Annotated in this window: 12 protein-coding genes; 5 read left to right on the top strand and 7 right to left on the bottom strand. The window is 62.2% G+C overall.

Annotated elements, in window-relative coordinates; translation table 11 throughout:
* Positions 1-69 precede the first annotated feature (69 nt).
* A complete protein-coding gene (locus ACZ52D_RS17845) occupies positions 70-993 on the top strand; it encodes a LysR substrate-binding domain-containing protein (RefSeq protein WP_464443190.1) in 924 nt (307 codons plus the stop codon).
* A 15-nt stretch (positions 994-1008) separates the two neighbouring features.
* Here the strand turns inward: ACZ52D_RS17845 and ACZ52D_RS17840 are convergent, their stop codons facing one another.
* Positions 1009-1899, bottom strand: coding sequence for a LysR family transcriptional regulator (locus ACZ52D_RS17840; RefSeq protein ID WP_464443189.1), 891 nt, complete (start codon positions 1897-1899; stop codon positions 1009-1011).
* Between the two features lie 104 nt (positions 1900-2003).
* Between ACZ52D_RS17840 and ACZ52D_RS17835 the strand changes: the two genes are divergently transcribed.
* Entirely contained in the window at positions 2004-2501 is a 498-nt protein-coding gene (locus ACZ52D_RS17835) for a lactoylglutathione lyase family protein (protein ID WP_222455502.1), read from the top strand.
* A 50-nt stretch (positions 2502-2551) separates the two neighbouring features.
* On the opposite strand, the gene ACZ52D_RS17830 is transcribed toward ACZ52D_RS17835, so the two are convergent.
* Positions 2552-4069 carry an FMN-binding glutamate synthase family protein gene (locus tag ACZ52D_RS17830; protein WP_464443188.1) on the bottom strand — a complete coding sequence of 506 codons (1518 nt, stop codon included), beginning with the start codon at positions 4067-4069 and terminating at the stop codon, positions 2552-2554.
* A gap of 336 nt (positions 4070-4405) precedes the next feature.
* On the opposite strand from ACZ52D_RS17830, the gene ACZ52D_RS17825 reads away from it, so the two are divergent.
* Genes ACZ52D_RS17825 through ACZ52D_RS17815 form a run of 3 tightly spaced genes read left to right on the top strand, consistent with a single transcriptional unit; the run spans position 4406 to position 6953 of the window.
* Positions 4406-5467 (top strand): methionine ABC transporter ATP-binding protein, encoded by a 1062-nt coding sequence (locus tag ACZ52D_RS17825; protein WP_464443187.1) that lies wholly within the window; start codon positions 4406-4408, stop codon positions 5465-5467.
* Positions 5457-6131 carry a methionine ABC transporter permease gene (locus ACZ52D_RS17820; protein WP_464443186.1) on the top strand — a complete coding sequence of 225 codons (675 nt, stop codon included), beginning with the start codon at positions 5457-5459 and terminating at the stop codon, positions 6129-6131. The genes ACZ52D_RS17825 and ACZ52D_RS17820 overlap by 11 nt, the downstream gene beginning before the upstream one ends.
* Positions 6132-6176: 45 nt before the next feature.
* Positions 6177-6953 carry a MetQ/NlpA family ABC transporter substrate-binding protein gene (locus tag ACZ52D_RS17815; RefSeq protein WP_464443185.1) on the top strand — a complete coding sequence of 259 codons (777 nt, stop codon included), beginning with the start codon at positions 6177-6179 and terminating at the stop codon, positions 6951-6953.
* A gap of 77 nt (positions 6954-7030) precedes the next feature.
* On the opposite strand, the gene ACZ52D_RS17810 is transcribed toward ACZ52D_RS17815, so the two are convergent.
* The 5 genes from ACZ52D_RS17810 to ACZ52D_RS17790 all read right to left on the bottom strand — a co-directional run bounded on the left by ACZ52D_RS17810 (position 7031) and on the right by ACZ52D_RS17790 (position 11586).
* Positions 7031-7720, bottom strand: coding sequence for an ABC transporter ATP-binding protein (locus tag ACZ52D_RS17810; protein ID WP_417473724.1), 690 nt, complete (start codon positions 7718-7720; stop codon positions 7031-7033).
* Complete coding sequence (locus ACZ52D_RS17805; protein ID WP_222455508.1) at positions 7717-8472, bottom strand: ABC transporter ATP-binding protein; 756 nt, start codon at positions 8470-8472, stop codon at positions 7717-7719. The genes ACZ52D_RS17810 and ACZ52D_RS17805 overlap by 4 nt, the downstream gene beginning before the upstream one ends.
* Positions 8465-9448 carry a branched-chain amino acid ABC transporter permease gene (locus tag ACZ52D_RS17800; protein WP_464443184.1) on the bottom strand — a complete coding sequence of 328 codons (984 nt, stop codon included), beginning with the start codon at positions 9446-9448 and terminating at the stop codon, positions 8465-8467. The genes ACZ52D_RS17805 and ACZ52D_RS17800 overlap by 8 nt, the downstream gene beginning before the upstream one ends.
* Positions 9448-10368: a branched-chain amino acid ABC transporter permease gene (locus tag ACZ52D_RS17795; RefSeq protein WP_464443183.1), complete on the bottom strand. Its 921-nt coding sequence runs from the start codon at positions 10366-10368 to the stop codon at positions 9448-9450. Before ACZ52D_RS17795 ends, ACZ52D_RS17800 begins: the two co-directional genes overlap by 1 nt.
* 69 nt (positions 10369-10437) lie before the next feature.
* Entirely contained in the window at positions 10438-11586 is a 1149-nt protein-coding gene (locus tag ACZ52D_RS17790; protein ID WP_222455511.1) for an ABC transporter substrate-binding protein, read from the bottom strand.
* Positions 11587-11826 lie beyond the last annotated feature (240 nt).

The following is an 11826-nucleotide window of genomic DNA, read 5'->3' as shown; positions in this document are numbered from 1 at the left end:
TTTTTGACAAATTTCATAACATGATGTTATGTATGGGCGTGAAAATCCCTGTTAAGCGTGGCTAAGCCTTTGAAATTCAGTCTCCGCCAGCTAGAGGCCTTTCAGGCCGTCGCCCGCACCGGATCGGTCACCCGAGCTGCGGAATCCCTTGGTATTTCGCAGCCGGCGGCCAGTCGGCTTCTTTCCGATTTTTCAAAATCAGTGGCGGTGGATCTGTTCACTCGAAAGGACGGAATCCTGATTCCCACCTCCGAGGCCCGCTATCTGCTATCGGAAGTGGGGCGGGTGTTCGATAGTCTGCACCATCTCGAGGAACTCAACCGCGACTTGACCGAGCGCACGGCGGGCCATCTGCGTATTGCCTGCTTGCCGGGGTTCGCCACGGCCTTGCTGCCGAAGTTGCTCGCGGGGTTTCTGGAGCATCGCCCTGGCGTGCGGCTGACGCTGGAGCCGGACCGGCCAGAGCGGATTCTCGAGTGGATCATCGGCGAACAATACGACTGTGGCATAACAGATGAGTTTGCCACCCACCCGGCGGTGGAAAGCATGGACGTGCCGATTCGTACGGTTTGTGTGGTGCCCGAGGGCGATCCGCTTGCCAACCGGGACGCGGTGACCCCGCTGGATCTGGCCGATCGCAAGCTGATCCACACCCGCCGGGACAGCCCGTTTTTCCGCAAGCTCCTGCGGGCGTTTTCCGAAACCGGGGTAGAGATGAACAGCTGGATCGAGGTGCGGCAGTTCTCGACCGCTTGCATCATCGTCAGCCAGGGGCAGGGGGCGACGGTGGTCAGCGCGCTGGATGCGGAGCAGTACCGCGGCCAGGGCATTGCCATCGTGCCCTTCGAGCCGGAGATCAATCATCGGCTGTCGATCTTGCGGCCGGTGTCAGGCAGTCGGTCGCTGTTGGCGCTGGACTTCCTCGAGGCGTTTGCTGAAAGTCTGCAACCCTTTCGGGCAGAACCGGCCGAGGCCGAAACGCAGTCGATCTGAGATCATTCGGCGACGTTATCGCACGGCAGCGGCCGCGGCGAGGATCAGATCGGCGGCGTGTGACACGCGGGCCGACAGGGTGCGGCCGCGTCGGGTCGCCAGCCAGAGCTCGTGCCAGCGCCGCTCCGGCAACTGGACCACTTTGAGGCGGTCCTTCTGCCCAAACGCTTCTACACCGCTTCGGGGCAACAAGGTGTATCCAATCCCTTGGGCGACTGGTGACGGAATTTGTCCGATCTGGTTTACGTAGCCGCGCACCTTGATCCTGTCCGAGCCGGGATAGGCGTCGGGAAAGTTGCGATGCAAAAGGTCGTCGGCGTAGGCAAATCCATCGGGGTGCGCGATGAAGCCACGCGCGTCGAGATCGGCAAAGCTTGGCGGTGTGTCTGCGGCGTCGGCGGGCAAAAGCAGGCAAAGCTCCTCGCGCCCCAGCTGCACTGCGTCCAGCCGCGCGTGCCCCGGGTCCGCCCCGAGTATGCCGAGATCAAAACGTGCGTCCAGCAATCCATTCAGAATGTCCGATTGCGGCGCGGCCTGAAGGTGAATGGACAACTCGGGGGCCTGCTGCATCCAGGGCAATAGCTTTGGGTACAGCAGCATGGCGAAGCTACCGGAGCAGGCGATGCGCACGTCGCCTGCGTCCTTGTTGTCGGTTTCGATTGCTTCGCGCAGCGCCTTTTCCTCTTCCCGCCGTGACAGGCCGAGGGCAAACACGGCCTCGCCCGCCGGGGTGAGGGTGAAACTCTTGCCCTGCTGAGTGATCAAAGCCTGGCCGAGCTGAAGCTCCAGCTTTCGCAGGTGTTGTGAAACGCCCGGCTGGGTCATGTTCAGCCGGGCTGCGGTGCGGGTGAAATGCCCGGTTTCACAGAGGGTGGTGAACGTGTTGAGCCAGGTGGCATTCAGCATCAGGATGAAAGCGAACCGTTATTATTTCTATTCTGAATGATAATTTCACATATGGCAGCGCGGTGTCTACCTCAGCGTTACGAAACGCAAATGGAGATCATCGAATGACCCCGACACCCCGAACGTTTTCTCATATCGGCCTGTCCGTCCCGGATCTGGAGGCGGCGGTCAAATTCTACTCCGAGGTCCTTGGCTTTTACGTCGTGATGCAGCCGTCTGAGGCAGTTGAGGACGACAGTGCAATCGGCATGATGTGCACCGATGTTTTTGGCCCGGGTTGGGGGTCCCTCAGGATCGCGCATCTCGCGACCGCGGACGGCATCGGCATAGAACTCTTTGAATTTCCTGAGAACTACGCGCCGGAGAACAATCTGGACCACCGTCGTCACGGCACGTTTCACTTTGCCATCCAGGACCCGGATGTTGAGGGGCTCGTCGAGCGCATCGTCGCGGCGGGTGGGCGTCAACGCATGCCGGTGCGGGAATATTTTCCGGGCAAGAAACCCTACCGTATGGTCTATGTCGAAGACCCCTTCGGCATTGTTTTCGAGCTGTACAGTCACAGCTACGAACTCACCTATTCCGCAGGTGCCTACGAGTGACGTTGCGGGGCAGGAGGCGGCCAGGGTCGCCTGCCTGCCCTTGGGCGGGTTCAGTGATTTCCGGTGGCCGGGGCGGCTAGCGGCTTTGGTGCCGGAAACAGCTCGGCCATCGAAATTGATCGGCCCGTGTCCAGCACGATCCGTGCGTGTTCACGACACAGCTGCCGAGGGCCTTCGACGCCGCAACTGTGGGCGATGATGTCCAGCTCCTTGGACATGTTTTGCGCATATTGTGCCACGCGGACCGATTTGCTGGCGGGTTCCAGCCCGTATTGCAGCCGCGGATCATGGGTGGTGATACCGGTGGGGCAGGTGTTCTTGTTGCACTGCAGGGCCTGGATGCAGCCAAGCGCAAACATGAACCCCCGCGCCGAAACCACCATGTCGGCACCTGCGCAATAGGCCCAGGCCACTTCCGACGGGTTGATCAGCTTGCCGCTGGCGCAAATCTTGATGCGGTCGCGCAACCCGTATGTGACCAGCACGTCGACCGCCAGCGGCAGGCTTTCACGCAGGGGCATGCCCATGTTGTCGATAAGGCTCATCGGCGCGGCGCCAGTGCCGCCGTCAGCGCTGTCTATGGTGATGAAATCAGGGGCACTTTCGACACCGCGTGTCTGAATTTCCTGGCACAGCGTGCGTAGGAACTCTGGACTGCCGATCACTGTCTTAAGGCCGGTAGGCTTTCCCGTTGTTTCGCGAATATGGGCGATCATGTCCAACAGTCCGGCCACATCGGCGGCCTCCGGGTGTCGGTTGGGGCTGATCGCGTCAAGCCCTTCGGGAATACCACGGATCGCAGCGATTTCGGGGGTGACCTTGGCGCCGGGCAGGATGCCGCCCTTGCCGGGCTTGGCGCCTTGGGAGAGTTTCAACTCGAACATGCGCACAGTTTCGTGAGACGCCACCGCCCGCAGCTTGTCGTCATCAAAGCCGCCAGCAAGATCCCGCACGCCAAATTTACCGGTGCCGATCTGGAAAACGAGGTCACAGCCGCCCTCCAGATGGTACGGGGACAGACCGCCTTCACCGGTATTGAGCCAGATACCGGCCTGTTTCGCGCCGCGTGACAGGGCGCGCACGGCGGGAACGGAAATGGCACCGAAACTCATACCCGAGATGCAAAAGACCGCATCGGTGCTGTAGGGGTGACGGCTGTAAGGGCCGAACGTCAAAGGCGATGCAGCGCTGTTTTGGGCGAGGTCAGGGAAGGCACTGTTGACGAAATAGACGGTACCGGCCGGGCGCAGGTCGCGGGTGGAGCCAAAGGCCACCGTGGAGTCTACATTCTTGGCGGCACGGTAGACCCAAGACCGCTCGGCCCGGTTGAAAGGCATCTCCTCCCGGTCAAGGGCGAAGAAGTATTGGCGAAAAAATTCCCCCAGATGTTCAAACAGATAGCGGAAACGCGCAAGCACGGGGTAGTTCCGGCGCAGGGTGCTGTCCGTCTGGGTCTTGTCGCGGATGTAAAGCACCACCAGGGTCAGCAAACCCAGGCCAATCACAAAGATGAAGGTGAAGGCGAGGATCTCGAGCAGGGTCAACGCGGTGCCGGAAGGCTGGGGCATGGGGCTGTTGCTCCTTTGAGGCTGCTGGCGGCGACGATGCCCGAAAGTGCCGCCTCGAAGCGTATTGGCCGCAGGCGATGCCGGGGGCATGCCAGTAGGAAACGGGGTGGCGTGATGAATGTTTCATGTTGGGCTGTCGGTTGCAACGCCGACTGTTTGCGATGCTGCCACCACCGTCAGGTGAATGCGCCGGAGTTCACGCAGTTGCGGCGTGAACGGTAGTATCGTGTCGGCAATCTTGAATGACGCTTCTGTCGACGGTGGGGCTTGCGTCTGGCCGGTATATCCGGTTTACCGCGCCGTTGGGAGGAGGCCGCACGAATACGAGAGACTCGGATGGCCGACAGACAGACATCGGGTGCCGCAATCACCTTCGAGAACCTGGAGAAGTCCTTTTACAAGAAGGGCACAGGCCAGGTCAAAGCGCTTGAGGGCGTGAACCTTGACGTGCCTGCGGGCACGATCACCGGGATTATCGGACGCTCCGGCGCTGGCAAATCTACGCTGCTGCGTATGGTCAACGGCCTGGAACAGCCGACCTCCGGCACCGTCACCGTTGCCGGGAACGACGTAGGTCGGGCGGGGGCCGCAGAGCTGCGACGTATTCGGCGTGATGTCGGCATGATCTTTCAGCATTTCAATCTGCTGAGTTCGCGTACGGTCTATGGCAACGTTGCCCTGCCACTCGAAATCGCTGGCCTGCCGAGTGCAGAAATCAAGCCGCGTGTTGATGACCTCATCGCCCGAGTTGGTCTGGAACAGCTGAGTGGACGCTACCCGGCGGAGCTGTCGGGCGGTCAAAAACAGCGCGTTGGGATCGCGCGAGCGCTGGCTACGAAACCCAAGGTTCTGCTGTCGGACGAAGCCACCTCGGCGTTGGACCCTGAAACCACCCAAACGGTTCTGAAGCTGCTGGCCGATATCAACCGAGACCTCGGCTTGACGATCCTGCTCATCACGCACGAGATGGCGGTTGTGCGCGACATTGCCAGCCATGTGGCGGTGATCGATGGGGGGCGGATTGTCGAGGCAGGCACGACCTACGATGTATTTGCGGACCCGAAACATCCGACGACACGATCTTTCCTCTCTGGCATAACCGGCATCACCCTGCCCAGTTTTGTTTCGCACCGTCTCAAGGCGGAACGGCCGCATGGGCACAGCGAAGAGGTGATCCGCATCACTTTTGCCGGGCGTCATGCCACCGATCCGATGCTGGCCAAGCTGACGTCCGAGCTGGGCATCCCCGTTAACATCCTCGCCGGAGCGGTCGAAGAGATCGGCCCGCACCCATTTGGCAATCTCTTGGTTTCGGTCGAGGCAGACCGTGGCCCCGAGGCCCGCGCCTATCTGGAACGTCATAACCTGCTTACGGAGGTTTTGGGCTATGTCGGCTAATCTGATCAATATGCTGATCGAAGCGACCTTGCAGACGTTGTACATGGTCGCGATCTCCGGTCTGCTGGGCACGCTGGTGGGCCTGCCCATCGGCGTCTATCTCGCGGTCTCGCAGCGCGGAGAGCTGCTGTCCTCGCCGCTGGTGAACAAGGTGTTGGGACTGGTGGTCAACGCCGCGCGTTCGGTTCCGTTCATCATTCTGGTGGTGGCGATCATTCCCTTCACCCGAATGATCGCGGGGACCTCGATCGGGACCACGGCTGCCATCGTGCCGCTGACCATCGCCGCCGCGCCCTTTATCGCGCGACTGGTGGAAAATGCGATCCGCGAGGTGGACAGCGGGTTGATCGAAGCGGCGCGCGCCATGGGGGCCACGCCGTTCCAGATCATCCGAAAGGTCCTGATCCCCGAGGCTCTTCCCGGTATCACGCTGGGCCTGACGCTCGCCGTGGTCAGCCTGATCGGCTATTCGGCCATGGTCGGCGCCGTCGGTGGTGAAGGGCTCGGGGATCTGGGCATTCGGTACGGATACCAGCGCTTCATGCCCGAGGTCATGCTGGCGGTGGTCGTCATTCTCATCGTTCTGGTCCAGCTTGTGCAGTCCCTGGGTGAGGGGCTGGCCAGGCTGGTCGACAAGCGCGCGCCGCGCAATCGCGGCCGCTGATCTGACAACATGCAGCACAGGCTGCCAAACGGAAGGAAAGTCTTCATGAAACGTTTGTTTCCGCTCGTTTCCGCCCTCGCAATGATCGCTGGCATGGCGACAGCCGCGGACATCAAGGTTGGCGTTTCGCCGGGTGAACACGCCGAGATCATGGAAGAGGTGGCAAAGATCGCTGAGCCCATGGGCCTGAATATCGACGTGGTCGAATTTTCTGACTACGTGGTGCCGAACCAGGCGCTCGCCGATGGCGACATTCAGGCCAACTCGTTCCAGCACAAGCCCTATCTGGACAACCAGGTTAAGGACCGCGGTTTTGCGCTGGTGCCGGTGGCGACCACCATCACCACGCCGATGGGTGTCTATTCTGACAAGATCACGTCGCTGGACAATTTCCCCGAAGGCGGCTCCATGGGGATCCCGAACGATCCGACCAATGGCGGGCGCGCGCTGCTGGTGCTGCAACAGCTGGGTCTGATCAAACTGGCCGAAGGCACTGGCCTGGTTCCGACCGTGCTTGATGTGACCGACAACCCCAGGGACATCCGCTTCCGTGAACTGGACGCGGCACAGCTGCCGCGCTCGCTGGCAGACCTGGACGCTGCGCTGATCAACACGAACTACGCGATCGCTTCGGGCCTGAACCCGAAAGAGGATGCGATTGCCGTGGAAAGCGCGGACAACCCCTATGTCAACATCATCGTGGTGCGCGACGGCGATCAAGAAGCGCCTTGGGTCCAGCCGCTGATCGACGCCTATCACAGCCCTGAGATCAAGGCATTCATCGAAGAGAAATATCAGGGCACCGTGCTGACCTCCTGGTAAGCATAGTCGTCTGAAGCAACCAAACAGGCAACTTTCCCGCAGGAAAGTTGCCTGTTTTTTCTTATGTTCGCGTGGGGTCAGACACCGAGGTAGCGATCCGCCTGTTCTGCCTCCAATGCGCTGATCTTGCCGGTCCAAACGTTGCAGCCGCGGTTGAGGATCACCGCGTGATCGGCAACAGCCGACAGTTCGCGCAGGGATTTGTCGACCACAAGAATGGCAAGGCCGGTGTCCGCCTTCAGCCGTGCGATGGCGGCCCAGATCTCCTGTCGCACCACGGGTGCCAGACCCTCCGTTGCCTCATCAAGGATCAGCAGGCGCGGGTTGGTCATCAGCGCGCGGCCGATGGTCAGCATTTGCTGCTCGCCGCCCGACAGCGACCCTGCTGTCTGGTGGCGTCGCTCCTCCAGCCGGGGAAACAGTTCTGCCACCCGCTGCATGTCCCAGGGGCCGGGGCGGGCGGCGGCGGTCAGGTTTTCCTCCACTGTCAGCGGTGCGAAGCAGCGCCGCCCCTCCGGCACCAACCCGATGCCCAGCCGGGCAATTTTATGTGAGGGCAGCGCGCGCAGATCATGCCCGTCGAATTGCAAGCTGCCTGCGCTTGCCGCCAGCATGCCGCAGATCGTCTTGATGGTGGTGGATTTACCCATGCCGTTGCGGCCCATCAGCGCCACAACCTCGCCCTCGCCAATCTCCAGATCGACGCCGAACAGCGCCTGTGCTGGACCGTAGGAGGCTTCAACCCCTTGTAATTGCAGCAGGCTCATGCGGCGTCCTCCTCTCCCAGATAGGCGCGGCGCACTTCGGCGTTGGCGCGGATTTCCGCCGCGGTGCCGGTGGCGATGATCTGGCCGTAGACCAGCACGCTGATCCGGTCCGCCAGCGCAAAGACTGCGTCCATGTCATGCTCGACCAGCAGGATCGGCGCCTCCTGCCGCAGCCCGTCGAGGAACCCCGTCAGCCGGTGGGACCCGTCGGCGCCAAGCCCCGCCATCGGCTCATCCATCAAGAACAGCTTCGGCTTCAGCGTCAGTGCCACCGCAACCTCCAGCTGGCGGCGCTGGCCGTGTGACAGATCTGCGGTCCGGCGGTCGGCGGCATCCGCCAGCCCGACTCGCTCCAGCGCGTCGCGGGCAACCGCCAGCAGCGCCGGGTCCTTCATCACGTTGCGGAAAAAGCGGAACACCCGCCCCTGCCCGCCGAGCGCGCCCAAGACTGCGTTCTGTAGCACCGTGTATTCCATCGCCAGCGCTGAGATCTGGAATGTCCGCCCCAGCCCCATCCGCGCCCGCGCCACCGTGTCCAGGGCCGTCACATCACGCCCCAGCAGTTCCACCCGGCCACTGTCGGGTCGGAAGTTACCGGCGATCTGCTTGATCAGAGTCGACTTTCCGGCCCCGTTCGGACCGATCAGCGCGTGGATTTCGCCCGCCCGCAAATCCAGCGAGACATCGCTGCTGGCCTTCAGCGCGCCAAAGCTCTTGCACAGGTTCTCGGTTCTCAGCACCACCTCAGCCATGCGCTTTCTCCCGTCCGGCAATGGCCCCGATCAGTCCGCCGCGGGCAAACAGCACGATCAGCAGCAGAAGAACGCCCAGGAAGATCTGCCAGTAATCGCTGATCCCGCCCAGAAGATGCTCCAGCAGGATATACAGCGCGGCACCCGCGACCGGGCCGTACAAGCGACCCACGCCGCCAAGGATCACAAAGATCATGATCTCGCCGCTGGTGTGCCAGCTCAGCATGGTGGGGCTGACAAAGCGGTTCAGATCCGCAAACAGCGCCCCCGCCAGCCCGGTAATCGCCCCCGAGATCACAAAGGCCACCAGCCGCAGCTTGAACGGTGTCAGCCCGACGGCCTCGACCCGGTCCGCGTTCTGGCGCGCCGCCGCCAGCGCCAGCCCAAAGGGCGAGGCCGCCAGCCGCGCGGCAAAGAACAGCGCCAGGCACAGGATCACATAGGCAATGGCGAAGAACTGGATCGGGTCCAGCGTATTCAGCCCGGGGAATTCATTGCGCACCCAGATGGACAGGCCGTCTTCGCCGCCATAGGCGCTCCAGCTGATCGCGAAGTAGTACAGCATCTGCCCGAAGGCGAGGGTGATCATGATGAAATAGACACCCGAGGTGCGCAAGGACAGCGCGCCAATCACCAGCGCCGCAAGTGCGCTGAGCACAACCGCCACCAGCCAGATCAGCGGCATCTGGTTGCTGCCCTCGAACGGGAATGGCCATTCGAACAGCGGCTCATAATTCTGCGCATGGGCCGCCAGAATGCCCATGGCATAACCGCCGATCCCGAAAAACGCCGCATGGCCGAGGCTGATCAGCCCGCCCAGCCCCAGCGCGATGTTCAGCCCAACCCCGGCCAGCGCCAGGATCGCCGCCTTGGTGGCCAGCGTGATGATGAACGGCTCGTCCAGGCTCCACGCCGCCAGCGGCACGATCAGCAGAGCCGCGATCATCGCCCAGTTGAGAAGACTTTCGCGCGTCATCATGCGCTCCCTCCGTACAGGCCCGAGGGGCGCACCAACAGGATCGCCGCCATCAGAATGTAAATCAGCATCGACGCCAGTGACGCCCCGGCAGAGGCCGCGCTGGCGGGCTCCATGAACAGGGCAAACAGCTGCGGCAGGAATACGCCGCCCAGCGTATCCGTCAGCCCCACCAGAAGTGCGCCTGCCAGCGCCCCCTTGATCGAGCCGATGCCGCCGATGACGATCACCACGAAGGCGAGGATCAGCACCGGCTCGCCCATGCCCACCTGTACCGACTGGATCGCGCCCACCAGCGCGCCTGCCAGCCCGGCCAGCGCTGCGCCCAGGGCAAAGACCAGCGTGTAAAGTTTCGAGATATCAACGCCAAGCGCGGCAATCATCTCGCGGTCGGCCTCGCCAGCGCGGATCTGGATGCCGATGCGGGTCTTGGCAATCAGCAGAAACAGCCCCGCCGCAATCGCCAGCCCGATCAGGATGATGGTCAGCCGGTACAGCGGGTATTCAATCCCGCCCGGCAGACTGACCGGCCCCGACAGATAGGCGGGTACGTCCAGAAACAGCGGGAAAGAGCCGAACAGCCAGCGCGTGCCTTCGGAGAAGATCAGGATCAGCGCGAATGTCGCCAGCACCTGGTCCAGATGGTCGCGCCGGTACAGCCGCCGGATCACCACCAGTTCCATCAGCGCGCCGGCCGCCGCGGCCGCGGCAAGGCTGGCAATCAGTGCCAGCAGGAACGATCCCGTCCAGCCCGCCACCGCCGCGGCGGCAAAGGCGCCGACCATATACAGCGATCCATGGGCGAGGTTGATGAGCCCCATCACCCCGAACACCAGCGTCAGCCCGGCTGCCATCAGGAACAGCATCACGCCAAACTGAAGCCCGTTCAGGATCTGCTCCAGAACTAGAATATACGTCATCTTGATTGTCCGAGGGGAAGTGAGGCCAGCGGCGCAGACCCGCATGGAGCCTGCGCCCGTTGGTCTGTCTTACATCTTGCACTCAGCCGCGTAGGCGTCGGCGTGGTTTTCAAGGCCGGTGGCGACGATTTTGTTGGTGTAGACGTCGCCCTCCTTGATCACCTCGCGCACATAGATGTTCTGCACCGGGTGGTGGTTGTCGCCGAATTTGAAGTCACCGCGCACAGAGGCGAAATCCGCTTCCTTCAGCGCCGCACGAAAGGCGTCCTGATCGGACACTTCGGCCTTGTCCAGCGCGCTGAGGATCAGGTTGGCGGTGTCAAACCCCTGGCTGGCATAAAGCGACGGCAGACGGCCGTATTTCTCCTGGAAGGCCGCCACGAACTCGACATTGGCCTCATTGTCCAGATCCTTGCTCCACTGCGAGGTGTTCTTGACCCCCAGTGCTGCGTCGCCCACCGCCTGCAGGATGCCCTGATCGAACGAGAACGCAGGCCCCACCACCGGCAGGTCCACACCGCTGCCCGCGTATTGCTTCAGGAAAGAAATCCCCATGCCGCCGGGCAGGAAGAAATAGACGGAATCCGCGCCCGAAGCCCGGATCTGCGCAATTTCCGCCGCATAGTCGGTCTGGCCCAGCTTGGTGTAGATCTCGCCTGCCAGCTCGCCCTTGTACATGCGCTTGTAGCCGGTCAGCGCGTCCTGGCCCGCAGGGTAGTTCGGCGCCAGGATAAAGCTGTTCTTCAGGCCCGCGTCATTGGCATAGGCGCCCGCAGCCTCGTGCAGGTTGTCGTTCTGCCAGGCCACGTTGAAATAATTTTCATGACAGCGCTTGCCCGCCAAGGCGGAGGGGCCGGCATTGGGCGACAGGTAGAACACGCCCTGCGCGGTCGCCGCCGGGATCACCGCCATCGCCAGGTTTGACCAGATGATGCCGGTCATGATGTCGACCTTCTCGGACTGGATCATGCGGTCGGCGATCTGTACCGCGATATCTGGTTTGCGCTGATCGTCTTCGATCACCACTTCGACACCCTCGCGACCGTCTTGTTCGATCGCCAGCATGAAGCCGTCGCGCACATCCACGCCAAGGCCCGCGCCGCCGCCGGACAGGGTTGTGATCATTCCGATCTTTGTGTCCGCCAGCGCGCCGGTGGCGCCCGCCGCTGCCAGCGCCGGAATTGCCGCGGCCATCGCCAGTTTGCGAATTGATTTCATAACGTCTTGTCCTCCCACGATATGACCGGCGGGTGGCCGGAACAGTTGTGCAATGATTGCGACAATACCGCGGCGGTGACATAAGCCAAGCCAAGCGGTAACCCGCATCCCTGCGGCTGATCTTGTGCCAGCCCTGAGGAAGAGCCTACGCAGGCTCGCATAGATATTTCAAGATTAAAATATATCCGGCAACAATCTTGTCGTTTCTGCGCCTGCGAAACTGGCATCGGCAATCCTGCC

The sequence above is a fragment of the Leisingera sp. S2M4 genome, assembly GCF_055398055.1.
This window is presented reverse-complemented; position numbering and strand designations above follow the sequence as displayed.

What these genes read in the sequence shown, in the direction of transcription:
- ACZ52D_RS17840 (WP_464443189.1), bottom strand. Translation starts at nt 1,899, where the DNA reads ATGCTGAATGCCACCTGGCTCAACACGTTCACCACCCTCTGTGAAACC.
- ACZ52D_RS17835 (WP_222455502.1), top strand. Translation starts at nt 2,004, where the DNA reads ATGACCCCGACACCCCGAACGTTTTCTCATATCGGCCTGTCCGTCCCG.
- ACZ52D_RS17830 (WP_464443188.1), bottom strand. Translation starts at nt 4,069, where the DNA reads ATGCCCCAGCCTTCCGGCACCGCGTTGACCCTGCTCGAGATCCTCGCC.
- ACZ52D_RS17825 (WP_464443187.1), top strand. Translation starts at nt 4,406, where the DNA reads ATGGCCGACAGACAGACATCGGGTGCCGCAATCACCTTCGAGAACCTG.
- ACZ52D_RS17820 (WP_464443186.1), top strand. Translation starts at nt 5,457, where the DNA reads ATGTCGGCTAATCTGATCAATATGCTGATCGAAGCGACCTTGCAGACG.
- ACZ52D_RS17815 (WP_464443185.1), top strand. Translation starts at nt 6,177, where the DNA reads ATGAAACGTTTGTTTCCGCTCGTTTCCGCCCTCGCAATGATCGCTGGC.
- ACZ52D_RS17810 (WP_417473724.1), bottom strand. Translation starts at nt 7,720, where the DNA reads ATGAGCCTGCTGCAATTACAAGGGGTTGAAGCCTCCTACGGTCCAGCA.
- ACZ52D_RS17805 (WP_222455508.1), bottom strand. Translation starts at nt 8,472, where the DNA reads ATGGCTGAGGTGGTGCTGAGAACCGAGAACCTGTGCAAGAGCTTTGGC.
- ACZ52D_RS17800 (WP_464443184.1), bottom strand. Translation starts at nt 9,448, where the DNA reads ATGACGCGCGAAAGTCTTCTCAACTGGGCGATGATCGCGGCTCTGCTG.
- ACZ52D_RS17795 (WP_464443183.1), bottom strand. Translation starts at nt 10,368, where the DNA reads ATGACGTATATTCTAGTTCTGGAGCAGATCCTGAACGGGCTTCAGTTT.
- ACZ52D_RS17790 (WP_222455511.1), bottom strand. Translation starts at nt 11,586, where the DNA reads ATGAAATCAATTCGCAAACTGGCGATGGCCGCGGCAATTCCGGCGCTG.